The organism is Burkholderia sp. R-40 (genome assembly GCF_049942845.1).
GTDB classification, from domain to species: Bacteria; Pseudomonadota; Gammaproteobacteria; order Burkholderiales; family Burkholderiaceae; genus Burkholderia; species Burkholderia ambifaria.
Window position 1 is genome coordinate 824,940 of sequence record NZ_CP187967.1, and the last position, 22,042, is coordinate 846,981.

Annotated in this window: 23 protein-coding genes; 12 read left to right on the forward strand and 11 right to left on the reverse strand. The window is 68.3% G+C overall.

Annotated elements, in window-relative coordinates; genetic code table 11:
• The first annotated feature begins 1 nt into the window (after nt 1).
• Together ACP26O_RS03730 and ACP26O_RS03735 are read left to right on the forward strand one after the other, a co-directional pair.
• On the forward strand, nt 2-550 hold the full coding sequence (locus ACP26O_RS03730; RefSeq protein ID WP_175664175.1) for a pilus assembly protein: 549 nt from the start codon (nt 2-4) through the stop codon (nt 548-550).
• Complete coding sequence (locus ACP26O_RS03735; RefSeq protein WP_175664174.1) at nt 547-999, forward strand: type IV pilin protein; 453 nt, start codon at nt 547-549, stop codon at nt 997-999. Before ACP26O_RS03730 ends, ACP26O_RS03735 begins: the two co-directional genes overlap by 4 nt.
• Before the next feature lie 117 nt (nt 1,000-1,116).
• On the opposite strand, the gene ACP26O_RS03740 is transcribed toward ACP26O_RS03735, so the two are convergent.
• The 3 genes from ACP26O_RS03740 to ACP26O_RS03750 form a co-directional block, all read right to left on the reverse strand.
• Nucleotides 1,117-1,560, reverse strand: coding sequence for a DUF3318 domain-containing protein (locus ACP26O_RS03740; RefSeq protein WP_175664173.1), 444 nt, complete (start codon nt 1,558-1,560; stop codon nt 1,117-1,119).
• A gap of 43 nt (nt 1,561-1,603) precedes the next feature.
• Nucleotides 1,604-1,993, reverse strand: a complete 390-nt coding sequence (locus ACP26O_RS03745) for a phage holin family protein (RefSeq protein WP_105832615.1) — start codon at nt 1,991-1,993, stop codon at nt 1,604-1,606.
• Between the two features lie 123 nt (nt 1,994-2,116).
• A complete protein-coding gene (locus tag ACP26O_RS03750) occupies nt 2,117-2,419 on the reverse strand; it encodes a DUF883 family protein (RefSeq protein WP_006754606.1) in 303 nt (100 codons plus the stop codon).
• 315 nt (nt 2,420-2,734) lie between these two features.
• On the opposite strand from ACP26O_RS03750, the gene ACP26O_RS03755 reads away from it, so the two are divergent.
• The gene (locus tag ACP26O_RS03755) at nt 2,735-3,373 is read left to right on the forward strand and encodes a peroxiredoxin (RefSeq protein WP_012363183.1); all 639 of its coding nucleotides are present in this window, start codon (nt 2,735-2,737) and stop codon (nt 3,371-3,373) included.
• 134 nt (nt 3,374-3,507) lie between these two features.
• Here the strand turns inward: ACP26O_RS03755 and ACP26O_RS03760 are convergent, their stop codons facing one another.
• Complete coding sequence (locus tag ACP26O_RS03760) at nt 3,508-4,695, reverse strand: acyl-CoA dehydrogenase (protein WP_175664172.1); 1,188 nt, start codon at nt 4,693-4,695, stop codon at nt 3,508-3,510.
• A 210-nt stretch (nt 4,696-4,905) separates the two neighbouring features.
• Between ACP26O_RS03760 and ACP26O_RS03765 the strand changes: the two genes are divergently transcribed.
• Together ACP26O_RS03765 and ACP26O_RS03770 are read left to right on the forward strand one after the other, a co-directional pair.
• Nucleotides 4,906-5,697 carry an IclR family transcriptional regulator gene (locus ACP26O_RS03765; RefSeq protein WP_175656178.1) on the forward strand — a complete coding sequence of 264 codons (792 nt, stop codon included), beginning with the start codon at nt 4,906-4,908 and terminating at the stop codon, nt 5,695-5,697.
• Nucleotides 5,698-5,824: 127 nt separating this feature from the next.
• Nucleotides 5,825-6,235 carry a GFA family protein gene (locus ACP26O_RS03770; protein WP_175664171.1) on the forward strand — a complete coding sequence of 137 codons (411 nt, stop codon included), beginning with the start codon at nt 5,825-5,827 and terminating at the stop codon, nt 6,233-6,235.
• Between the two features lie 174 nt (nt 6,236-6,409).
• Here ACP26O_RS03770 and ACP26O_RS03775 read toward each other — a convergent pair whose 3' ends face one another.
• Entirely contained in the window at nt 6,410-7,213 is an 804-nt protein-coding gene (locus ACP26O_RS03775; protein ID WP_012363186.1) for an EAL domain-containing protein, read from the reverse strand.
• A 385-nt stretch (nt 7,214-7,598) separates the two neighbouring features.
• On the opposite strand from ACP26O_RS03775, the gene ACP26O_RS03780 reads away from it, so the two are divergent.
• From ACP26O_RS03780 to fahA, 5 genes are read left to right on the forward strand one after another with little or no spacing between them, the layout of a single operon-like run.
• On the forward strand, nt 7,599-9,275 hold the full coding sequence (locus tag ACP26O_RS03780; protein ID WP_175664170.1) for an FAD-dependent oxidoreductase: 1,677 nt from the start codon (nt 7,599-7,601) through the stop codon (nt 9,273-9,275).
• A 46-nt stretch (nt 9,276-9,321) separates the two neighbouring features.
• On the forward strand, nt 9,322-9,552 hold the full coding sequence (locus ACP26O_RS03785) for a DUF2783 domain-containing protein (RefSeq protein WP_175664169.1): 231 nt from the start codon (nt 9,322-9,324) through the stop codon (nt 9,550-9,552).
• A complete protein-coding gene (locus tag ACP26O_RS03790) occupies nt 9,549-10,910 on the forward strand; it encodes an MFS transporter (protein ID WP_165750957.1) in 1,362 nt (453 codons plus the stop codon). Before ACP26O_RS03785 ends, ACP26O_RS03790 begins: the two co-directional genes overlap by 4 nt.
• A gap of 15 nt (nt 10,911-10,925) precedes the next feature.
• Nucleotides 10,926-12,260 carry a homogentisate 1,2-dioxygenase gene (hmgA, locus tag ACP26O_RS03795; protein WP_175664168.1) on the forward strand — a complete coding sequence of 445 codons (1,335 nt, stop codon included), beginning with the start codon at nt 10,926-10,928 and terminating at the stop codon, nt 12,258-12,260.
• The gene (gene fahA, locus ACP26O_RS03800) at nt 12,257-13,561 is read left to right on the forward strand and encodes a fumarylacetoacetase (RefSeq protein WP_175664167.1); all 1,305 of its coding nucleotides are present in this window, start codon (nt 12,257-12,259) and stop codon (nt 13,559-13,561) included. The genes hmgA and fahA overlap by 4 nt, the downstream gene beginning before the upstream one ends.
• 138 nt (nt 13,562-13,699) lie before the next feature.
• Here the strand turns inward: fahA and ACP26O_RS03805 are convergent, their stop codons facing one another.
• From ACP26O_RS03805 to ACP26O_RS03825, 5 genes are all read right to left on the reverse strand, one after another.
• Entirely contained in the window at nt 13,700-14,860 is a 1,161-nt protein-coding gene (locus tag ACP26O_RS03805) for an MFS transporter (RefSeq protein ID WP_175664166.1), read from the reverse strand.
• Nucleotides 14,861-15,076: 216 nt separating this feature from the next.
• Nucleotides 15,077-15,838, reverse strand: coding sequence for a 5,6-dimethylbenzimidazole synthase (bluB, locus tag ACP26O_RS03810; RefSeq protein WP_175664165.1), 762 nt, complete (start codon nt 15,836-15,838; stop codon nt 15,077-15,079).
• 124 nt (nt 15,839-15,962) lie between these two features.
• Nucleotides 15,963-16,961 carry a 2-hydroxyacid dehydrogenase gene (locus ACP26O_RS03815; protein WP_126227232.1) on the reverse strand — a complete coding sequence of 333 codons (999 nt, stop codon included), beginning with the start codon at nt 16,959-16,961 and terminating at the stop codon, nt 15,963-15,965.
• A gap of 30 nt (nt 16,962-16,991) precedes the next feature.
• Nucleotides 16,992-17,978 carry a LysR family transcriptional regulator gene (locus tag ACP26O_RS03820; RefSeq protein ID WP_175664164.1) on the reverse strand — a complete coding sequence of 329 codons (987 nt, stop codon included), beginning with the start codon at nt 17,976-17,978 and terminating at the stop codon, nt 16,992-16,994.
• A gap of 348 nt (nt 17,979-18,326) precedes the next feature.
• Nucleotides 18,327-18,527 carry a hypothetical protein gene (locus ACP26O_RS03825; RefSeq protein WP_164714806.1) on the reverse strand — a complete coding sequence of 67 codons (201 nt, stop codon included), beginning with the start codon at nt 18,525-18,527 and terminating at the stop codon, nt 18,327-18,329.
• 209 nt (nt 18,528-18,736) lie between these two features.
• Between ACP26O_RS03825 and ACP26O_RS03830 the strand changes: the two genes are divergently transcribed.
• Nucleotides 18,737-19,948 carry a pyridoxal-phosphate-dependent aminotransferase family protein gene (locus ACP26O_RS03830; protein WP_175660912.1) on the forward strand — a complete coding sequence of 404 codons (1,212 nt, stop codon included), beginning with the start codon at nt 18,737-18,739 and terminating at the stop codon, nt 19,946-19,948.
• A 60-nt stretch (nt 19,949-20,008) separates the two neighbouring features.
• Here ACP26O_RS03830 and ACP26O_RS03835 read toward each other — a convergent pair whose 3' ends face one another.
• Nucleotides 20,009-20,944, reverse strand: a complete 936-nt coding sequence (locus tag ACP26O_RS03835; RefSeq protein WP_175664163.1) for a helix-turn-helix domain-containing protein — start codon at nt 20,942-20,944, stop codon at nt 20,009-20,011.
• 133 nt (nt 20,945-21,077) lie between these two features.
• Here ACP26O_RS03835 and ACP26O_RS03840 point away from each other — a divergent pair, with 133 nt between their 5' ends.
• Nucleotides 21,078-21,974, forward strand: coding sequence for a DMT family transporter (locus tag ACP26O_RS03840; RefSeq protein ID WP_105784774.1), 897 nt, complete (start codon nt 21,078-21,080; stop codon nt 21,972-21,974).
• Nucleotides 21,975-22,042: the final 68 nt, after the last annotated feature.

Sequence of the window (22,042 nt, forward strand, 5' to 3'; positions counted from 1 at the left end):
CATGTTGAGCGGCGGAGCGACGCGAGCCCGCGTTCCGTCCGCGACTCGAAGCTGGCGTCGCGACGCGGGCCTCGCGCTGCCTGCCGTGATCGCGGTCGGTGCGGCGGTCGCCGCGCTGACCGGCACGTGGTTCGAATCCGCACTCACGGAATCGCGCCGCACGCGTGCGTTGTCCGACCGGCTGATTGCATTCCACGCGGCCGATGCGGCATTGGCGGCCTGCACCGCGCGATTGCTGCACGGCGGGGCGCCGTACCTGGACGAACCCGCATCATCCGCCGAGCCGGATGCATGGCGACGCACGCCCGCGCTGGGTGCCGCCGAAGCGTTCGCCCCGTTCGCGTCCTGGCCGATGGCCGCGCAGCCGTCGCGTTGCCTGATCGAAGCCTGGCGAGGCGTCGGTCCGCAACATAGTCGTGCGTACCTCGTCACCGCGCGCGGCGTCGGCGGCCATGCGTCGAGCGTGGTCTGGCTGCAGAGCCAGGTCGCGCTGCGCGACGGACGCATCGTTGCGCAGCGCTGGCGTCGCGTCGCGGCGGTGCATCGATGAAAGGGCCTGCGCTGAAGCGTCGAGCGGCGGCGTTCACGTTGCTCGAACTGATGATCGTGCTCGCGATCGTCGCCGTACTCGCCGGGTGGGGTATTCCGTCGTATCGCGAGCATGTCGCGCGCATGCATCGCGCATCCGCGGTGGCCGCGCTGTACCGTGCGGCTCAATATCTCGAAATGCTTGATGGCCCACCGCCGCAGAGTTTGCCGGACGCCTATGCGCAGGCGCCGCCGGACGGGGCGGCGGTCTATCGCGTCGCGCTGCGGCGATCGGTCGGCGACGATGCAGCGGTCGTCTATGAACTCGTCGCGAGCCCGCTCGATGCGGGCCCGATGCGCGACGACGCGTGCGGCGCATTCACGCTGCGTTCGGACGGGACGAAAGGCAATGCGGGATCGATTGACGGCGAGGCCGATGCGCAGGCGCGCACATGCTGGGGCGTGCGTTGATCACACCGCCGCCGCCGCCGCCGTCGCCGTCTGGCTGCTGCTGCCGCCGCGGCAACCGCTGGAAGGCGCGCGGAAAACGCGCAACGGCCCAGGGCCGTGCGCGTTTGTCGTTACGAATCAGTCGTCGTTGACAGCTGTTGCGCGCTCGTCGCGCGACTGCTTCCAGATCCGGTAGACCTCCCACGCGGCGAAGCCGACGGTGCCCCACTTCAGCGCGGGGCCCGCGCTCGCGCGCAGAAGCGAGCGGATGGGTTTGGCCAGCACGAGCGATGCGAGCGAACTCAACATCGGATACTGGTTCACGAGGTGACCGAGGCTCGCGTTCAGGTTCTTGGCGGACTGGCCGAACGTGCCGCCCGACAGGCCGGGAATGAACATCTTGAGCCAGCTGAAGCGCGTGACGGCGTGGCGCACGTCGGCGGCGGCTTCGGCAAGCTCGAGCCGCTCGACCTCGGAGCGCAGGATCAGCAGTTCCTTGCGCAGCGCACGGTGCTGCGACGCGCTCCAGTGCGATCGCGACGAATGGGGGCGGGGGGAATGGCCCGTGACGTTCTGGCTCATGGCGCGTCGGCGAAGTAGGTGAGAGGGGCGAACACGACTGCGTTCACGACTTGCCGCGGAAAATCTCGCGGTCTTTCTCGAGCTCGGCGAGCGTGGACTCGAACACGGTCGGCGCTTCGCGCAGGCCCGAGCGCGCCTTCAGCCCACACGCGAGGGCGGCGATCGTGTACAGCGCGGTAATGCCCGCGAGCGACTGCCAGCGATAGGTGTCCCAGAACGCGATCGCGACGAGCACGGTCAGGCTGATCAGCGCCATCGTCGCGAGCATCATGGCCGCGAGCCCGAGGAACAGCACGCCCATCAGGCGTTCCTTTTCCTCGGCGAGTTCGATGCCGACCAGTTCGAGGCGCGTTTGCAGCAGGCCGATCGCTGAGCCGACGAGGCGGCGCAGCGGTCCCTGGCCGGACGGCTGCGGGTGAGTGTCTGTCGTCATGGATAAGGCGCTTGCGCGCGCAGTAAGCGGCTAGGTCAAAGCCGGCCGGTGGCGAACCACCGGCAGCTTCGGCACCCATGCGCCGCACCGTGCGGCACATGGGTCGGAACGGCGCTGAGCGCGTTACTTGCGGTTGATCAGCAGACCGATCAGCACGCCCACGCCGGCGGCGACACCGATCGAGGTCCACGGATGCTCATGCACGTAATCGTCGGTCGCGCGGGCCGCCTTCTTGCCCTTCTCGACCACCACGACCTGAACGTCGGTTGCCTTTTCCTTGGCCTGCTTCAGACGCGACATGGCTTTCTCGCGCAGTTCGGCCGCACGGTCGCCCGTGCTGCTCGCAGCTTGCTTGAGCAGATCCTCGGCGTCCGCGAGAACGGTTTTGATATCCGACATCAGTTTCTCCTTGTTGATTTCCGACATTGCAACTCCCTTCATGCTGTCATGCTGCAGGTTCACATCGTAACGAAACCCCTGCCTGCTGGCGAGCCGGGAACACACGGCGGTGGTGCGATACCGCATGTTAAACGACTCGTAATCTTCAACAGAGCCGCAAACCGTGCAAAAAGTTCTATCGCCGCCGTCAGGCCTGCTTCGACGCAGGGTAAAAATGACAAAAAAGTATGAATATCAAACGGAATAATCGTTCGCACGGCCCATTGCTTCCCGTAAGCTGATGGACTGTCCCGCGCCATCCAGCGCGCGGTTTCAACCAGCATCGTTCGAGGAGGCAACATCATGAGTCTGCGTCTTGGTGACATCGCACCGGATTTCGAGCAGGAAACGAGCCTGGGCCCGATCAAGTTTCATGAGTGGCTCGGCAACAGCTGGGGCGTCCTGTTCTCGCACCCGGCCGACTACACGCCGGTGTGCACGACTGAGCTCGGGTTGACCTCGAAGCTGAAGGGCGAATTCGAGAAACGCAACGTGAAGGTGATCGCGCTGTCGGTCGACGACGTCGAATCGCACAAAGGCTGGATCAACGACATCAACGAAACGCAGTCGACGGTCGTCGGTTTCCCGATCATTGCCGACTCGGACCGCAAGGTCTCGCAACTGTACGACATGATCCATCCGAACGCGAACGAAACGCTGACGGTACGCTCGCTGTTCGTGATCGACCCGAACAAGAAGGTGCGGCTCATCATCACCTATCCGGCCAGCACCGGGCGCAACTTCGACGAAGTGCTGCGCGTGATCGATTCGCTGCAACTGACCGATAATTACAAAGTCGCGACGCCCGGCAACTGGAAGGACGGCGACGACGTCGTGATCGTGCCGTCGCTGCAGGATCCGGAAGAACTGAAGAAACGCTTCCCGAAGGGCTTCAACGCAGTGCGTCCATACCTGCGCCTCACGCCGCAGCCGAACAAGTAAGCATCGGCTGACGCCTCGGGCGCGCGTGACGCACGCGCGCACCGATGAAAACGGCCCGCCCGGCAGCGATGCCGGGCGGGCCGTGTCATTTCAGCGCACGCGGCGCCCGGGCGCCGCGAGCTCCGCGAGATTGATCAGAAGAATGCCTGGATGCCCGTCTGCGCGCGGCCGAGTATCAGCGCGTGGATGTCGTGCGTGCCTTCGTACGTGTTGACCACCTCGAGGTTCACGAGGTGGCGCGCGACGCCGAATTCGTCCGAGATGCCGTTGCCGCCGAGCATGTCGCGCGCGAGCCGCGCGATGTCGAGCGACTTGCCGCACGAGTTGCGCTTCATGATCGACGTGATCTCGACGGCCGCCGTGCCTTCGTCCTTCATCCGGCCGAGACGCAGCACGCCCTGCAGGCCGAGCGTGATTTCGGTCTGCATGTCGGCGAGCTTCTTCTGGATCAGCTGGTTCGCGGCGAGCGGCCGGCCGAACTGCTGGCGGTCGAGCACGTACTGGCGTGCGGTGTGCCAGCAGGATTCGGCCGCGCCGAGCGCGCCCCACGCGATCCCGTAGCGTGCCGAGTTCAGGCACGTGAACGGCCCGCGCAGGCCGCTGACGTTCGGCAGCAGGTTCTCTTCGGGCACGAACACTTCGTCGAGCACGATCTCGCCGGTGATCGACGCGCGCAGCCCGACCTTGCCGTGGATCGCCGGCGCCGACAAACCCTTCCAGCCCTTCTCGAGGATGAAGCCGCGGATCGCGTCCTTGCCGTTTTCTTCCAGCTTCGCCCACACGACGAACACGTCGGCGATCGGGGAGTTGGTGATCCACATCTTCGCGCCGGACAGCGAATAGCCGCCGGGTACCTTCTTCGCGCGCGTGACCATGCCGCCCGGATCGGAGCCGTGGTTCGGCTCGGTCAGCCCGAAGCAGCCGATCCATTCGCCGGTCGCGAGCTTCGGCAGGTATTTCTGCTTCTGCGCGTCCGAGCCGAATTCGAAGATCGGCACCATCACGAGCGACGACTGCACGGACATCATCGAGCGGTAGCCGGAGTCGACGCGCTCGACTTCGCGCGCGATCAGGCCGTAGCTGACGTAATTGAGGCCCGGGCCGCCGTATTCCTCCGGAATCGTCGGGCCGAGCAGCCCGACTTCACCCATTTCGCGGAAGATCTCGATGTCGGTGCGCTCATGCCGGAACGCCTCGGTGACGCGCGGCGCGAGCTTGTCCTGCGCGTACGCGTGCGCGGCATCGCGCACCATCCGCTCCTCTTCGGTCAGTTGCTGGTCGAGCAGCAGCGGATCGTCCCAATGAAAAGTTGCAGCGCTCATCGTGTCATCTCCTGTCGGGGCGCTTCGCCGCTTGCTCTGCCCGATGCTTCGCGGTCGGTCAGAGTCGGCAGATTCAGCGCTTGCCTGATTCCATGCTTGCGGTCGTCCCGGGTTGGCGCTTCGCCGCCTTGCCCGATGTCTAAAGTTCGCTTGACTAGAGTTCCGCTGTGCGGAACAATGTTTTGCAAAACGAACCCAGTGTAGCATCAGATGACACTTTCAACCATCGACGAAACCACGATCGACGAGCGCAAGTTCGTCGTTGCGCTCGCGCGCGGGCTCGACCTGCTGCGCGCGTTCCGGCCCGGCGAGACGATGCTCGGCAATCGCGACTTCGCGGAGCGCACCGGGCTGCCGAAGGCGACGGTGAACCGGCTCGCGTACACGCTGACCGTGCTCGGCTACCTGCGCTATGACGAAACGCTCGGAAAGTATGCGCTCGACGCCGGCGTGCTGTCGCTCGGCTACGCGCTGCTGTCCGGCTCGGGGACGATCGATCTCGCGCGGCCGCACATGCAGGCGCTCGCGCGCGAAATCGGCGCGGCCGTGTCGCTCGGCTGCCGCGACGGGCTCGACATGATCTACCTGGAGACGATCCGCAGCGAAACCGCGCTGACGCTCGGGCTCGCGCCCGGCTCGCGGCTGTCGATGCTGACGAGCTCGATGGGCCGCGCGTACCTCGCCGTGCAACCGGAGGACGTGCGCCGCGCGCTCTATGCGGACCTGCACCGGGCGGCCGGCGGCGCGGCCGACGCGGATGCGCTCGTCGCGGCCGCGCAGCTTGCGGTGGCCGAATTCTCCGAGGGCGGATGCTGCTATTCGTTTCGCGCGTGGCACATGGATGTGAACGCGGCGGCCGTGCCGTTTCGCGAGCCGCGCGAGGGGCGCTGGCTGATCCTCAGCTGCAGCGGGCCCGCATCGTCGATGGACGAGCACGTGTTCCGCACGCAGGTCGGGCCGAAGCTGAAGGCGCTCGCGCAGCGGCTCGGGCAGACGGTCTGAGTCGGGTGCCGCGAACTCGCGCGTCGCCGGGTTCTGCGGAACGGGGAAGCGCGCAGCCGCCGGTTGCACCGCGTGCGAACCGCGCTCATCATCGTTCGCCTGGTTCCCGACGACGACGAGGTTCGCGATGCCACACCCCGAAACGATGGAAGGCGGTTGCGCGTGCGGGGCGATCCGCTACCGGATCGCCGGGATGCCGGCCGACGCCGGTTTCTGCCATTGCCGGCTCTGCCAGCGCACGACGGGCGCGGCGGTCGTCGCGTCGGCATCGGTGCCGATCGACGCGTTCGAATACCTGCAGGGCGAGCCGACGGTCTATGCGTCGAGCGCGTGGGGCGAGCGGCGCTTTTGCGGCCGCTGCGGCGCGCAGCTCGAGTACCGGCTGGCCGATGCACCGACGACCGTGGAAATCAACAGTGCGACGCTCGACGAGCCGTCGCGGCTGCGGTCCGCGTGGCACGTGTGGTACGGGGATCGTTTCCCGGGCGTCGAAATCGGCGACGATCTGCCCAAGTACGATGACGGTGGAAGGGCGTAGGCGGCTGTCGGCATCGATCGCCGGCATCGCATCCCGCGCGCAAGCGCGTCCGACCTTTCCGTCTGAACGGACACGAAACCGTCAGCCAGCGCGCGACGATGCCCGTTGCCCGCGATTCCGCAGCAATACGTCATCGAGATGCGCCATCCGGCGCGGCCCCGTCGCCCGCCCGCTTCAGGCCGTGACGACCTTCGCGAACACCGGCCCCTGCATGAACCGCACGTCGTGCTGGCGCAGCAGTTCGCACTGCGTCTCGTCGACGACACCATCGAAAATCAGCGGAATCCGCACGCGCTGCGCATACGCGACCAGCGCCTTCACCATCCCGTCGCGCAGCGCGATGCCCGCATCCATCTTGATGTAGTCCGGCCGCGCCATGTCCGATTCGACCGCGAGGATCCGGCCCGGGTCGGGCAGCTTGTCCGCGACCTTGAAGCCGTGATGCTGGTAGCTGCGCGTCAGGTAGCCGAGGAAGGTCTTGTGCGCGACCGCGACCGCAGGCAGCTCGATCACGATCCGCTCCGTCGGTAGCCCGAAGCGCTGCAGCACCGACGAGAAATGCTTGCCGTGGTCGTACTTCACGCTCTTGAGCAGCCGCTCGTGCACGCGCAGGAACAGCAGCCCGTGGCGTTGCGCGCCGAAGAAGTTGATCGCGTGCAGCGCGCGCGACAGCCGGTCGATGGCCACGAGCGCCTGGTCGTCGACGGCCGAATCGACCGGGTCGTGCGGGGCGCCCGTGACCAGCGTGACGGCCTGGAAGCCGAGCTCGTCGCCGTAGCGCTCGATCGCATCCGTGAACGATGTCGACTGCGGTGCGCCGGGCATCGTCACGTCGTAGATGGGTTCGTAGGCGCTCGCGAGCGTGCGCTCCGGCAGATTCGCGCACGCGGTGCCGCCCTCGGCGAGCGCAAGGTGTTCCCGCAGATACGGTAGTTGCCCGGCACGGACGACCAGCTCGGGAATGTTGGGCGGAATCATCGGCGTAGGAAGGAAAAATGGCGGCCGAACGGGCCGCCTCATGTCTTGATATTAGCAGTGCGCGCCCGGCTCGGCTTGGCGTTTCGCTCATATCGTTATCCCGTCCCCGGGTCGATGGCTAGGGTTTACGTTGATTTCACTATTCGTAATTGGTTTTACTATTCGTAAATCCAAGGATTTGTCGCCGATCAAGAAAAGCGGCGTTCGGGCGCCGGCAACGGCGCCGTTTCCGGAATCGAATCAACAGGCAGCAAGGAGCGAGACGTGGCGGTTGACAGCAAGTGGGCGCAGCAGCGCGGGCCGCGGCAGCGGCGGCGACAGGCAAAGGACATGGGCGCAACGACGCGGCACGCGCGGGCGTGCGCGCGGCAGGGTTGACGAGCGGATGGCGACCATGAGCATCGATTACCAGACGCTGAAGTTCGAGTACCGGCCGCGCGCGGTGCGCGCCGCCGGCGATGACGCGGTCATCCACCCGGTGATCGTCGTCGGCGCGGGCCCGGTGGGCCTGTCGGCCGCGATCGACCTGGCGCAGCAGGGCGTGCCGGTCGTGCTGCTCGACGACGACGACACGCTGTCGACGGGCTCGCGCGCGATCTGCTTCGCGAAGCGCACGCTCGAGATCTTCGACCGGCTCGGCTGCGGCGAGCGCTTCGTCGAGAAGGGCGTGAGCTGGCACGTCGGCAAGGTGTTCCTGCAGGACGAGCAGCTGTACGCGTTCGACCTGCTGCCCGAGGAAGGGCATGCGCGCCCCGCGTTCATCAACCTGCAGCAGTACTACGTCGAAGGCTATCTGGCCGAGCGCGCGTTCGAACTGCCGAACCTGGAGATTCGCTGGAAGCACAAGGTGACGGGCGTCGCGCAGTCGGCGGAGCACGCGGCGCTGACGGTCGAGACGCCGGAAGGCATCGAGACGCTGCACGCGCGGTACGTGATCGCGGCCGACGGCTCGCGCAGCCCGATGCGCGCGGCGATGGGCCTCGAAAGCCGCGGCCGCACGTTCAAGGACCGCTTCCTGATCGCCGACGTGAAGATGAAGGCGGAATTCCCGACGGAGCGCTGGTTCTGGTTCGATCCGCCGTTTCACCGCAACCAGTCGGTGCTGCTGCACCGCCAGCCTGACAACGTGTGGCGCATCGACTTCCAGCTCGGCTGGGACGCCGATCCGGTCGCCGAGAAGCAGCCGGAGCGCGTGATTCCGCGCGTGCGTGCGCTGCTCGGGGCGGACGTCGAGTTCGAGCTCGAATGGGTGAGCGTCTATACGTTCCGCTGTCAGCGGATGGATACGTTCCGGCACGGCCGCGTGCTGTTCGCGGGCGATTCCGCGCACGGCGTGTCGCCGTTCGGCGCGCGCGGCGCGAACAGCGGCGTGCAGGACGCGGACAACCTCGCGTGGAAGCTGAAGCTCGTGCTCGACGGCCGCGCGGACGATCGCCTGCTCGACACCTATGCGAGCGAGCGCGAGTTCGCGGCCGACGAGAACATCCGCAATTCGACGCGCTCGACCGACTTCATCACGCCGAAGAGCGCGGTGTCGCGCGTGTTCCGTGACGCGACGCTGAAGCTCGCACGCGACTGCGAATTCGCGCGCAAGCTCGTGAACAGCGGCCGCCTGTCGGTGCCGGCCGTGCTGGCCGATTCGCCGCTGAACACGCCGGACCGCAACGGCGACGCGTTCGCGTGCGCGATGCGCCCGGGTGCCGCGGCGGCCGATGCGCCGGTGCGCGCGCAGGGGGCTTCGGGCTGGCTGCTGCAGCATCTGGGCGATGGCTTCGCGGGCGTGCTGTTCGGGCTGCCGGCCGACGCACCCGCGCTCGTGCAGGCGCTCGACGGCCTCGCGCTGCCGGTGCGGCCGGTGCTCATCGTGCCGGCCGGGCATGCGCAACCGGTGGCCGGCGTCGACGTCGTGGAGGACGTCGACGGTTTCGCCGCGCAACGCTACGACGCGCAGCCCGGCACGTTCTACCTGCTGCGCCCCGACCAGCACGTGTGCGCGCGGATGCGCACGCTGGAGCGCCAGGCGATCGCCGACGCACTGGCGCGCGCGACCTGCGCCCGCTGAACCCCGTACCGACAAGACAACGACACCGACACCGGAGACACCCGTCATGCCCCGACTCGACACCCGCCCGCGCCTGGCCGATCCGGACGCGTTCTACGAAGCGCTGATCGACATGCATCGCGACCTGTCGGACGCCGACAGCCAGCTCGTCAACGCGAAGCTGATCCTGCTGCTCGCGAACCACATCGGCGACGCCGACGTGCTGCGCGAAGCGATGACGCTCGCGCGTCAGGGCGTGACGCCCGCCGTGCATCCGGCCGCCGAGGTCGCGCAATGAGCGCGGCGCCGGCCGACGCGCGCGTGCTCGAAGTCGAGCGCGTGATCGACGAGACCCATCGCCCGGGCTTTCACTGGATGCTGCTCGCGCTGTGCGGGCTGTGCCTCGTGATCGACGGCTTCGATGCGCAGGCGATGGGGTATGTCGCGCCCAGCGTGATCGCCGAATGGGGCGTGCCGAAGCAGGCGCTCGGTCCGGTGTTCAGCGCGAGCCTGTTCGGGATGCTGCTCGGCGCGCTCGGGCTGTCGGTGCTCGCCGACCGGATCGGGCGGCGCCCGGTGCTGATCGGCTCGACGCTGTTCTTCGCGGTGACGATGCTCGCGACGCCGTTCGCGGGCTCGATCCCGGTGCTGATGGCGCTGCGCTTCGTCACGGGCCTCGGCCTCGGCTGCATCATGCCGAACGCGATGGCGCTGGTCGGCGAGTTCAGCCCGGCCGCGCATCGCGTGAAGCGGATGATGATCGTGTCGTGCGGCTTCACGCTCGGCGCCGCGATCGGCGGCTTCATCAGCGCCGCGCTGATTCCGGCGCTCGGCTGGCGCTCGGTGTTCTTCGTCGGCGGCGCGGTGCCGCTGGTGCTGACGATCGCGATGCTCGCGCGGCTGCCCGAGTCGCTGCAGTTCCTGGTGCTGAAAGGGCGCGACGCGCACGCACGCGACTGGCTCGCGCGCTTCGCGCCGCAGGCCGGGATCGACGCGAACACGCGTCTGGTCGTGCGCGAGCGCGCGGCGAGCGGCGCGCCGGTCGCCGAGCTGTTCCGTCATGGCCGGCTGCCGGTCACGCTGCTGCTGTGGGCCATCAGCTTCATGAACCTGATCGACCTGTACTTCCTGTCGAACTGGCTGCCGACCGTCATGCGCGACGCGGGCTATTCGCCGGGCACGGCGGTGATCGTCGGCACGGTGCTGCAGACGGGCGGCGTGATCGGCACGCTGTCGCTCGGCTGGTTCATCGAACGCCACGGCTTCGTGCGCGTGCTGTTTGCGTGCTTCGCGTGCGCGGCCGTGTCGGTCGGCCTGATCGGCTCGGTTGCGCATGCGCTGCCGTGGCTGCTGATCGTCGTGTTCGCGGGCGGCTTCTGCGTGGTCGGCGGGCAGCCGGCCGTCAACGCGCTCGCGGGCCAGTATTACCCGACGTCGCTGCGCTCGACCGGCATCGGCTGGAGCCTCGGCATCGGCCGGATCGGCTCGGTGCTCGGGCCGCTCGTCGGCGGACAACTGATTGCGCTCAACTGGACGCACGACGCGCTGTTCCACGCGGCCGCGGTGCCCGTGCTGTGCTCGGCGCTGTTCGTGCTCGGGCTGGCCGGCGTAACGCGGCGCGGCGGTGCGCAGGCGCCGAACGCCGCCATGAATTGATGGAGAAAGGAAACGATGACGCTTGACCTGTCGAAACCGGCAACCGCCGGCTACCTGAGCGGATTCGCGAACGAATTCGCGACCGAGGCGCTCCCCGGCGCGCTGCCGCACGGCCGCAATTCGCCGCAGCGCGCGCCGTACGGCTTGTATGCGGAGCAGTTGTCGGGCACCGCGTTTACCGCGCCGCGCGGCCACAACCGCCGCTCGTGGCTGTACCGGATCCGGCCGGCGGCCGTGCACCGGCCGTTCGAGCCGTTCACGGGCCCGCAGCGGCTCGTGTCGGAATTCGGCGACTCCGCCGACGTGCCGCCGACGCCGCCGAACCAGCTCCGCTGGGATCCGCTGCCGATGCCGGTCGAGCCGACCGATTTCGTCGAAGGGCTCGTGACGATGGCCGGCAACGGCTCGGCGGCCGCGATGAACGGCTGCGCGATCCACCTGTATGCGGCGAACCGCTCGATGCAGGACCGTTTCTTCTACAGCGCCGACGGCGAACTGCTGATCGTGCCGCAGCAGGGGCGGCTCTTCATCGCGACGGAATTCGGCCGGCTCGACGTCGAGCCGTTCGAGATCGCGGTGATCCCGCGCGGCGTGCGGTTTTCCGTCGCGCTGCCGGACGGCGACGCGCGCGGCTACATCTGCGAGAACTTCGGCGCGCTGCTGCGCCTGCCGGACCTCGGCCCGATCGGCTCGAACGGGCTCGCGAACCCGCGCGATTTCCTGACGCCGCAGGCCGCATACGAGGATCGCGAAGGCGCGTTCGAGCTGGTCGCGAAGCTGAACGGGCGCCTCTGGCGCGCGGACATCGGCCATTCGCCGTTCGACGTCGTCGCGTGGCACGGCAACTACGCGCCGTACAAATACGACCTGCGCCTGTTCAACACGATCGGCTCGATCAGCTTCGACCATCCGGATCCGTCGATCTTCCTCGTGCTGCAGTCGCAGAGCGACACGCCGGGCGTCGACGCGATCGACTTCGTGATCTTCCCGCCGCGCTGGCTCGCGGCCGAGGATACGTTCCGCCCGCCGTGGTTCCATCGCAATGTCGCGAGCGAGTTCATGGGGCTCGTGCACGGCGCGTACGACGCGAAGGCCGAGGGTTTCGTGCCGGGCGGCGCGAGCCTGCACAACTGCATGTCGGGTCACGGGCCCGACGCGGACACGTTCGAGAAGGCGTCGGCGGGCGACACGACGAAGCCGCACAAGGTCGACGCGACGATGGCGTTCATGTTCGAAACCCGCACGCTGATCCGTCCGACGCGCTACGCGCTCGACACCGCGCAGCTGCAGGCCGACTACTTCGAATGCTGGCAAGGCATCAGGAAACACTTCAATCCGGAGCAACGATGAGCGAACCCCAAGACTGGCGCGCGACACTCGACCCGGCTCGCAAGAGCTGGGTCGAGACGGCGAACAATCCCGCCTGCGATTTCCCGATCCAGAACCTGCCGTTCGGGATCTTCAGCGATGCGAAGCAGGCGGCGCGCCGCGCGGGCGTCGCGCTCGGCGACCAGATCGTCGACCTCGCCGCGCTCGCGCGGGCGGGCCTCGTGACGCTGCCGGCCGGCGCCGACGTGTTCGCCGCGCCGACGCTCAACCCGTTCATCGCGCTCGGCCGCGATGCATGGCGCAGCGTGCGCGTGCAGCTGTCGCAGCTGTTCTCGCGCGACGACGCGCGGCTGCGCGATGACGCCGCACTGCGCGCGCAGGTGCTCGTCGCGCAGCGCGACGCGACGCTGCATCTGCCGGTCGACATTCCCGGCTACACCGATTTCTATTCGTCGAAGGAGCATGCGACCAACGTCGGCTCGATGTTCCGTGATCCGAAGAATGCGCTGATGCCGAACTGGTTGGAGATGCCGATCGGTTACAACGGCCGCGCGTCGTCGGTGGTCGTGAGCGGCACGCCGGTGCGGCGCCCGAGCGGGCAACTGAAGCTGCCCGACGCGGAGCGTCCGGTGTTCGGCGCGTGCCGCAAGCTCGACCTCGAACTGGAGACGGGCTTCATCGTCGGCCGCGGCAACGCGCTCGGCGAACCGATCGCGTGCGAGGACGCCGAAGCGCATATCTTCGGGATGGTGCTGCTCAACGACTGGAGCGCGCGCGACATCCAGCAGTGGGAATACGTGCCGCTCGGCCCGTTCAATTCGAAGGGCTTCGCGACGACGATCTCGCCGTGGATCGTCACGCTCGACGCGCTCGAACCGTTCCGCGTCGCGCAGCCCGAGCAGTCGCCGCAGCCGCTCGCGTATCTGCGCCACGCGGGCAAGCATGCGTTCGACATCGCGCTCGAAGTGACGCTGCGCGCGCAAGGGGCGGCCGAAGCGACGTCGATCTGCCGCACCAACTTCAAGTACATGTACTGGACGATGGCGCAGCAGCTCGCGCATCACACGGTCGCGGGCTGCAACACGCGCGTCGGCGACCTGATGGGTTCGGGGACGATCAGCGGGCCGACGAAGGATTCGTTCGGCAGCCTGCTCGAACTGACGTGGAACGGCAAGGAGCCGCTCGCGCTGAACGGCGGCGGCAGCCGCACGTTCATCGAGGACGGCGATGAGCTCACGCTCGCGGGCTGGTGCCAGGGCGACGGTTATCGCGTCGGGTTCGGCGTGTGCGCCGGCAAGATTCTGCCCGCGCGGAGCGCGTGACACGTCCCGTGTGATCCGCAAGGACAGGGCGGCCCGCATTGCGCGGGCCGTTTTCGTTGGGGCGGCGGGGGGCGGTGCGGATGCGCTCTCATGCACCGGTGTGAACGCCGCGCGACAGCGACAGCGTCCGTATCGGCGTCAGACTGCGCGTTGCAACGCGGCGCGTCGTTCCCACAGCGCGGCCGCGACGAATGCGGCGACGCACGCGACCAGCACGCCGACCAGCGCGTTGCTGCCCAGTTGCTCCATCAATGCGCCCGCAACCAGCGGGCCGCCGAAGCTCGCGGCGCTCCACGACGCCGACACGAGCGAGCTCGCGGTGACGAGCGCCGCGCCGCGGAAGCGTTCGCCGCACGCGACGAGCGACAGCGTGTAGATGCTGCCGGCCGCCGCGCCGAGCACGAACAGCAGCGGCCAGCACAGCCACGGATTCGCGATCACGAACGGCAGCAGCGGCAGGCCCGCGAGCACGATCCAGCCGGCGCCGAGGTGCACGCGTTCGCGGCCGAGCTTGTCCGCGAGCCAGCCGATCGGGAATTGCATCGCGGTGTCGCCGAACAGCATGATCGACGCGAGCAGCACGGCGGTCGCGCTCGCGACGCCGTGATCCATCGCGTAGAGCGGCAGCAGCGACAGCGCGAGCGTATCGAACAGCGCGAAGAAGCCGGTGCCGATGATCAGCGCGGGCATGCGCGGCAGCACGGCGAGCCAGCTGTCGTGCGCTGCGTGATGCGCATCGTCGCCGGCGAGGGGCGCGCGCCGGATGGTCGCGAGCGTCGGCAGCGCGAGCAGGAACAGCGCGCCGCACAGCGCGAAGCGGATGCCGGTCGCGCCGGCGATCTGGCTGACGAGCACGGGCCCCGCCATCTGGAACAGCGTGAAGTTGGTCGCGTAGATCGCGACCACGCGGCCGCGTGTCGAATCGTCGGCGAGCTGGTTGACCCACGCTTCGCCGATCGTGAACAGCAGCATCAGCGCCGCGCCGCACAGCACGCGCAGCACGCCCCACAGGATCAGGTTCGACGTGAACTGCATCAGCACGGTGGCCGCGGCGAGCAGCACGACCGACACGACGATGGCACGGCGCGCGCCGATGCGCCGCGCGAGCGCGGTGACGAACGGGACGATCGCGAGGCCGCCGAGCGCCTGCGCGGCGGTCAGCATGCCGACGACGTTGGTGCCGTGTCCGGCTTCGGTCAGTGCGAGTGCGGTGAGCGGCAGCGTGGCACCGGTGCCGAGACCGACCACCGCGACGCTCAGGATCAGCGCGAGGAAATCACGATTGAGAATGGCTTTCATCGGGCGCGATGCTACACCGCGGCCCTTGAAAGGTCCATGAAGGCCATCAGGATCGGGTGGGGTTGCGTGCGCAACGAACGTTGCGGCGCGAGGCCGGGCTGCCGCGCGTCATGCGTGTTCGGCCGGATTCGGCGGTGGGTTCGATCGCCGCGCCGTGGCTCGCTATCGGGGCGGCGCGACACGGTGTCGCGGCCGTTTCACGCGTCGTGCGCTCGGTCAGCGGCCGGGCGGCGCCGCGGCGGGTGTCGAGTCGGAGAGGTCGTCCGCTGCGGAAACGTCGGGCGACGGCGACGATCCGGGGCTCGTGCCGCCGCTCGCCGCATGATCGGCGGCCTGCGTGGCCGGCGCGTCCCAGCCGTTTTCGAACAGGCACGCGTCGATCGGCATCCGCGCGGCCCAGCGCTCCTCCTCGAGCATCGGCTTCGCATAGAACGCATCGACATGCCCGATGCACAGCACGGCGATCGGCTTCGCGCCGGCCGGCATCCCGAGCAGCGTGCGCAGCGCGTCGACGTCGAACAGCGACACCCAGCCCATCCCGAGCCCTTCGGCGCGCGCGGCGAGCCACATGTTCTGGATCGCGCACGCGGCGGACGCCAAGTCCATCTCCGGCAGCGTGCGGCGGCCGAACACGTGGCGCTCGCGATCGTCGGTGAGCGCGACGACCAGCAATTCGCCGCATTCGCGCACGCCTTCGACCTTCAGCCGCATGAATTCGTCCTGCCGCTCGCCGAGCGCGTCGGCGGTCGCGCGGCGCTCGGCCTCGACCAGCGCATGGATCTCGGTGCGCAATGCGGCGTCGGTGATGCGGATGAAGCGCCACGGCTGCATGAAGCCGACGCTCGGCGCGTGGTGCGCGGCGCGCAGCAATCGCGCGAGCGTGGCCGGATCGACGGGCGCCGGCGTGAAGTGGCGCATGTCGCGCCGTTCGAAGATCGCGCGGTAGACCGCGGCAATGGCGGAGTCGTCGAAACGCATGGGCGGCAGAAAGCAGGGGAGGTCGGCGCAACGATAGCAGACGCGGCGCGTGCGGCGTTACATCAGTCGAAACAAAATGGCGAATCGTTGACGATCGCGCGCACCGAACGCGCGATGCCGTGGGTCAGCGCCCGGCCGTGACGACGTTGGTCGGCGTGCCGGCGTGCCATGCCTCGATGTTCAGCAGCGTCGTGTGCGCGATCTCGGCGAGCGCCTCGCGCGTGAAGAACGCCTGGTGCGACGTGACGATCACATTCGGGAACGTCAGCAGGCGCGCGAGCACGTCGTCCTGCAGCGGCAGGTCGGAGTGATCCTCGAAGAAGAGCCCGCTTTCCTCCTCGTACACGTCGAGCCCCAGATGGCCGAGCTGGCCGCTCTTGAGCGCGTCGACCAGCGCCTGCGCGTCGACGAGGCCGCCGCGGCCGGTATTGATCAGCATCGCGCCGTGCTTCATCCGCGCGAGTGTCTGCGCGTTGATCAGATGGTGCGTCGACGGCAGCAGCGGGCAATGCAGGCTGACGATGTCGGCGTGGTGCAGCAGCTCGTCGAGCTCGACGTAGCGCGCGCCGAACGCGATCAGCTCGTCGTCGTACGGCGGCATCGAGTGCGCGAGCACGTGCATTCCGAAACCCATCATGATCTTCGCGAACACGCTGCCGATCAGGCCGGTGCCGATCACGCCGACGGTCTTGCCGTGCAGGTCGAAGCCGAGCAGGCCGTTCAGCGAGAAGTCGCCTTCGCGCGTGCGCGCGACCGCGCGCGGCAGCCGGCGGTTGAGCGCGAGGATCAGCGCGACCGCGTGTTCGGCCACCGCATGCGGCGAATAGGCCGGCACCCGCACGACCGCGATGCCGAGCCGCTCGGCGGCGGCCAGGTCGACGTGGTTGAAGCCGGCCGAGCGCAGCGCGATCAGGCGCGTGCCGCCGTCGGCGAGCCGTTCGAGCACGGCCGCGTCGACGGTGTCGTTGACGAACGGACACACGACTTCATAGCCGTGCGCGAGGATCGCGGTTTCCGCGTCGAGATGGGACGGCTGGAAGTGCAGCCGATAGCCGAACTGCCGGTTGGCGGCGGTAAACGATTCGTCGTCGTACTGCCGGCTGCTGAACAGGATCACGCGCACGCTGCACCTCCAAGGGCTGACGCGTGCAGTTTACTGCAGGCCCGTCTGCCGGCCCGTGACGAGATCGACGCGATCGGGCGTGCGCAGGAAGCTGTAGCCGGTCGCCTCGCGGGCAGCCTGCACGCCGAAATGCTCGAGCGCGTGTTCGATGAAGCTGCGCGTGCGGGCCGGCACGTACTGCCGGTTCGGGTAGACGAGCGACAGCTGCGCGTCCGGGTCGTCGATCTGGTAGGTGGGCAACAGCCGCACGAGCGCGCCGGTGGCGAGCGCGTTGGCGACGCACGGCTCGGGCAGCACCACGATGCCGGACCCGGCGAGCGCCGCCGCGTGCACGAGCGCCAGCTGGTTGACCGTGCAGGTCGGGCGTACCGTGATCGAATGCGTTGCGCCGTCGTGGCCGACCAGCCGCCACGCGGGCGGATGCTGGTGCGGCGCGAGTGCGACCCAGTCGTGGCCGGGCAGGTCGTCGGGCGCGCGCGGCTCGCCGCGCCGTTCGAGATACGCGGGCGCCGCGCAGGCGACGAACGGGGCCGACGGGAGTGCGTGGCCGATCAGCGTCGGGTTGCCGTCGAGCCGGTTGCCGGTCACGATGCCGACGTCGTAGCCCGAATCGAGCACGTCGAGCGGCCCTTCGGCGACGGTGAGCTGCACGCGCAGCTCGGGGTAGCGGTGCCGGAAGCTGCTGACGAGCGGCGTCAGCGCGAGCGGCGACAGCAGGCCCGACGCGACGACCCGCAGCGTGCCGGCCGGTTCGCGCACCGCGTGCGCGACGGATGCCTCGAGATGATCGAATTCCTCGAGCAGCGCGCGGCAGCCGTCGAGGTAGCGCAGCCCGGCCTCGGTCAGCGACAGGTTGCGGGTGGTGCGGTGGATCAACCGCGTGTTCAGGTGAGACTCGAGCATCGCTATTGAACGCGTGACGAGCGCATTGGACACGCCTAGATGGTGCGCCGCGCGGCGGAAGCTCTGCTGCTCGGCGACGCAGACGAACACACGCATGGTCTGAATCTGGTTCATGGCTCGCGAATTTCTGGCCCGGTTGATTGATATCGATTGTGATTTTTCGTTGCACGACCTGGAAAACCGTCGCGCGACACCCGGTTCTCCTTCGTATCGAAAAATCGGTTTTCCATTCTGCAGACGATTGTTCATTATGGAAGCGTTATCCGTCAACCTGCGAGAAAGGTCGGCTTGCGTAAAATCGAAATCACGGGTATCGCTTTAACGAATCGGGGTCGCGGGGGTGCGGCCGGGATAGTCGGTGGTGTATTGAATCCGGGTCCCGGTGATTTGAAATATTTGTCATTTAAATCAGTGCGTTATGCGTGAAGCGTGGCGACCGGATCGGGTAATGGGTGAAATCGCTCACCAATAGATGCCGCGATAATGGATGTTTTTGCGCAGATCGCGGTTTTCGTGGGTCGATTCCACCTGAGCGATTTTTGGGCGTGATGGCCGGTATTCCGGCCGATACATGCACCATGCTGAAGCCGGGAATCCGGCACTCGTCTCGATATTGCCGGGGAAAATCGCGGCGATCGAACCCCCGATGGAACCGTTTCGCATGTGCACGGCAATGCCGCGGCAATATGGAAGCCGGTGGTCGTTCGACGGGCGCGCGGACGGTGGCCCGGTCCGTCCACCGGGCCACCGGCACGCTGTCCGCCCGCCGGTGCCTCTTGCGCGCGGCCGCGGAACACGGAATGATCGATCAGTTCGCCATGCCGCGCGGCGGGCGACCTCCGTGCGTTTTCCCTCCTCCACTTTTGCCTGCCATGTCCATCGATTACTCGCCGATTCCCTGTCCCGTCGTCGTGCCGCTCGACGCGATCCTGCCCGAAGAACCGCTGCTGATGATGGGGGCCGGCCCGGTCCCGATCCCGGCCGCCGTCGCGAAGGCGAACACGATCGTGATCAACCACCTCGGCGCGACGATGGCGAAGATCATCGAGCAGGTGAAGGAGATGGCGCGCTACGTGTTCCAGACCCGCACGAAATGGGTGCTTGGCGTCGCCGGCCCCGGCTCGGCCGCGATGGAAATGGCGATCTCGAACCTCGCGTGGCGCGGCACGCGCGTGCTGTCGATCCGCAACGGCTTTTTCAGCGCGCGGATGGCCGAGATGGCGACGCGCGTCGGCGCCGACGTCGCGACGCTCGAAGTGGCCGACCGCGCGGTCGCGAGCCTCGACGAGATCGCGGACGCCATCGCGCGCGAGCGGCCCGAGATCGTCACGATCGTGCAGGGCGAGACGTCGAACACCGTATGGAATCGGGAACTGCGCGAGATCGCGGCACTCGCGAAGGCGGCCGGCGCGCTGGTCGTCGTCGATGCGGTGTGCACGCTGTCGACGATGCCGCTCGAGATGGACGCGTGGGGCATCGACGCGGTGATCACGGGCGGCCAGAAGGGGTTGTCGTCGATCCCCGGCGTGTCGCTGATCGCATTCTCCGACGCCGCGTGGAACCGGATGAAGCAGCGTCCGGAACCGAACGCGCACTGGTGCCTCGACATGGCGCTCGCGGAGAACTTCTGGCATAACGCGGGCTATCACTACACGGCGCCGGTGTCGGGCGTGCTCGCGCTGCACGAGGCGCTGCGCCTCGTCTGCGCGGAGACGCTCGAAAGCCGCTTCGCGCGCCACCTGCGCTGCTCGCTCGCGCTGCAGGCGGGCGTCGAGGCGATGGGGCTCACGCTCTATGCGCCGAAGGAGTGCCGGCTCAATTCGGTGGTCGGGATCGAGACGCCCGAGGGGCTCACGCCCGGGATGGTGTGCGGCCATATCTCGAAGCAGTACCAGGTCGAGATCTCGGGCTCGTTCGGGCTGCCGATCGTGCGGATCGGGCAGATGGGCGAACAGTGCCGCGAACACAACCTGTTCCGCACGCTGCATGCGTTCGGTCGCACGATGGACGATCTGAAGGTGCCGGTCGACCTGCCGGCCGGCGTGGCCGCGCTCGAGCAGGAACTGTCGCGGCGGGGCACGTAAGCGGCGGGCGAGGGGGCCGGATGCGCGCGGCGGCATCGGCCGTCGAAACGCGCGCGGGCCTCAGCTGCCCTGCATCGCGCGCCGGTACGCGTTCGGCGTCGTGCCGTGCGCGTCGCGAAAGCGATGGCTGAAGTGGCCGGCGTTCGCGTAGCCGCATTCGGCCGCGACCTGCGCGAGCGGCAGCGCCGTCGTGCGCAGCAGCAGGCGCGCCCGCGCGAGCCGCTGCTCGGCCACCCACGCGTGCGGCGCACGGCCGAACGACAGCCGGAACATCCGCGAGAAGTGGTATTCGGACAGCGCGGCGACGTTCGCCAGTTCGCCGAGCGTCAGCGGCTGCGACAGATAGCTGTCGATATAGTCGCGCACGCGGCGGCGCACGGCCGGCGCGAGCCCGCCGCGGAACGGCACGTCGGTGCGCGTCGTGCTCTGGCCGCGCAGCAGCAGGCTCAGCACGTCGTGCGCGGCCTCGTTCGCGCGCAGCCGCCCGTCGGCATCGTCCCAGCGCTCCAGCGCGAGCGAACGGAACTGGGCCGCCACGCGCGCATCCTCGAAATAGGTGCGGTCGGCGAGCTTCAGCTCGCGCGGCTCGCGATCGAGCTCGCGGATCGCGCGCTGCGTGAAGTGCTCGGGCAGGAAGTACAGGTGGATGAAGTGCATCTCGCCGCGCACCCACCAGCGCGATTCATGGTCGCCCGGCAGCGCGCACAGCAGGCTCGGCGCGCCGTAGCGCGGCACGCGTTCGCGCTCCGTCCGGTAACCGCCGTCGAGATAGCACGACAGCGTGTGGTGGCCGGGCTGTTCGTAGATCGTCTCGCTTTCGTCGGTGATGCGCGTCCATTCGGCGATCGCGAGATGGTCGCCGAGCCACGTGAAGCGCTCGAGCGTCGCGTTCGCCTCGGCAAGCGTGCGGCACACCGACTGCAGGCCGAACGGCATGGCGCCGCCGGCAAGGGCGGCCGAGTGATCGACGGGCGGGGCGTACAGGGGCGAACTCATGATGCGACGAGTATAAGCGGGCGCGACGCGCGCCGTGCGGCGGCCCGGAAAAGACCGCAATTCCGGACAATCCGCACGGGCGGGGCGGCGGCATAGTCGGAGCCCGTTCCACTCGTTTCGCCTCGTTGCCGCCATGAACCTGTCGCTTTATTTCGTCACCGTGCTGATCTGGGGCACCACCTGGATCGCGATCAAGTGGCAGCTCGGCGCCGTGCCGCCGCCCGTGTCGATCGCGTGGCGCTTCTGGCTCGCCGCCGCCGTGCTGTTCGCGCTGCTGCGCGTGATGCGCCGGCCGGTACGTCCGCCGCGCGAAGCGTGGCGCTACCTCGTCGCTCAGGGCTTCGCGCTGTTCTGCCTCAATTTCCTGTGCTTCTACTATTCGGAGCAGGTCGTGCCGAGCGGCCTCGTCGCCGTGATCTTCTCGACCGCGCCGCTGCTGAATTCGATCAACGGCCGGCTGTTCATGGGCCGCCCGCTGCGGCCGTCGGCGATCGCCGGCGCGCTGCTCGGGCTGACCGGCATCGCATGCCTGTTCTGGCAGCAGATGGCCGGCCACCTCGACGATCACGCGACCTGGACGGGCCTCGCGATCGCGTTCGCCGGCACGATGTGCTTCTCGGTCGGCAATCTGCTGTCGAGCCGGATGCAGTCGATGGGCCTGCACCCGCTCGCGACCAACGGCTGGGCAATGCTGATCGGCGCGGCGATCCTCACGGTCGGCAGCGCGGCGGCCGGGCTGCCGTTCACGATCGACCCGAGCCCGCGCTATCTCGGCGCGCTCGTCTATCTGGCCGTGCCGGGCTCGGTGATCGGGTTCACCGCATACCTGACGCTGGTCGGGCGGATCGGGCCGGAGCGCGCCGCCTACTGCACGGTGCTGTTCCCGATCGTCGCGCTGGCCGTGTCGACGGTCTTCGAGGGCTATCAGTGGTCGCCGCTCGCGGTGATCGGGCTGCTGCTCGTGCTGGCCGGCAATCTGGTCGCGTTCGACATGACGCGCCGGTTGTTTCCGAGGACGGCGCGAGCCTGAGCGCGTGACCGAGGCGCCGGCGGGATGGGGTTGGCGCGGCCGACCTGGTTTCGCTTCAGGGTGGCGCT

Coding starts and splice junctions, on each gene's coding strand:
- ACP26O_RS03740 (WP_175664173.1), bottom strand. CDS start 1,560: ATGAGCCAGAACGTCACGGGCCATTCCCCCCGCCCCCATTCGTCGCGA.
- ACP26O_RS03820 (WP_175664164.1), bottom strand. CDS start 17,978: ATGAACCAGATTCAGACCATGCGTGTGTTCGTCTGCGTCGCCGAGCAG.
- ACP26O_RS03775 (WP_012363186.1), bottom strand. CDS start 7,213: ATGATTCCGCCCAACATTCCCGAGCTGGTCGTCCGTGCCGGGCAACTA.
- ACP26O_RS03805 (WP_175664166.1), bottom strand. CDS start 14,860: ATGAAAGCCATTCTCAATCGTGATTTCCTCGCGCTGATCCTGAGCGTC.
- ACP26O_RS03730 (WP_175664175.1), top strand. CDS start 2: ATGTTGAGCGGCGGAGCGACGCGAGCCCGCGTTCCGTCCGCGACTCGA.
- ACP26O_RS03770 (WP_175664171.1), top strand. CDS start 5,825: ATGCCACACCCCGAAACGATGGAAGGCGGTTGCGCGTGCGGGGCGATC.
- bluB (WP_175664165.1), bottom strand. CDS start 15,838: ATGCGTTTCGACGACTCCGCCATTGCCGCGGTCTACCGCGCGATCTTC.
- ACP26O_RS03840 (WP_105784774.1), top strand. CDS start 21,078: ATGAACCTGTCGCTTTATTTCGTCACCGTGCTGATCTGGGGCACCACC.
- ACP26O_RS03825 (WP_164714806.1), bottom strand. CDS start 18,527: ATGCGAAACGGTTCCATCGGGGGTTCGATCGCCGCGATTTTCCCCGGC.
- ACP26O_RS03745 (WP_105832615.1), bottom strand. CDS start 1,993: ATGACGACAGACACTCACCCGCAGCCGTCCGGCCAGGGACCGCTGCGC.
- ACP26O_RS03765 (WP_175656178.1), top strand. CDS start 4,906: ATGACACTTTCAACCATCGACGAAACCACGATCGACGAGCGCAAGTTC.
- fahA (WP_175664167.1), top strand. CDS start 12,257: ATGAGCGAACCCCAAGACTGGCGCGCGACACTCGACCCGGCTCGCAAG.
- ACP26O_RS03790 (WP_165750957.1), top strand. CDS start 9,549: ATGAGCGCGGCGCCGGCCGACGCGCGCGTGCTCGAAGTCGAGCGCGTG.
- ACP26O_RS03750 (WP_006754606.1), bottom strand. CDS start 2,419: ATGTCGGAAATCAACAAGGAGAAACTGATGTCGGATATCAAAACCGTT.
- ACP26O_RS03785 (WP_175664169.1), top strand. CDS start 9,322: ATGCCCCGACTCGACACCCGCCCGCGCCTGGCCGATCCGGACGCGTTC.
- ACP26O_RS03830 (WP_175660912.1), top strand. CDS start 18,737: ATGTCCATCGATTACTCGCCGATTCCCTGTCCCGTCGTCGTGCCGCTC.
- ACP26O_RS03755 (WP_012363183.1), top strand. CDS start 2,735: ATGAGTCTGCGTCTTGGTGACATCGCACCGGATTTCGAGCAGGAAACG.
- ACP26O_RS03780 (WP_175664170.1), top strand. CDS start 7,599: ATGGCGACCATGAGCATCGATTACCAGACGCTGAAGTTCGAGTACCGG.
- ACP26O_RS03835 (WP_175664163.1), bottom strand. CDS start 20,944: ATGAGTTCGCCCCTGTACGCCCCGCCCGTCGATCACTCGGCCGCCCTT.
- ACP26O_RS03735 (WP_175664174.1), top strand. CDS start 547: ATGAAAGGGCCTGCGCTGAAGCGTCGAGCGGCGGCGTTCACGTTGCTC.
- ACP26O_RS03760 (WP_175664172.1), bottom strand. CDS start 4,695: ATGAGCGCTGCAACTTTTCATTGGGACGATCCGCTGCTGCTCGACCAG.
- hmgA (WP_175664168.1), top strand. CDS start 10,926: ATGACGCTTGACCTGTCGAAACCGGCAACCGCCGGCTACCTGAGCGGA.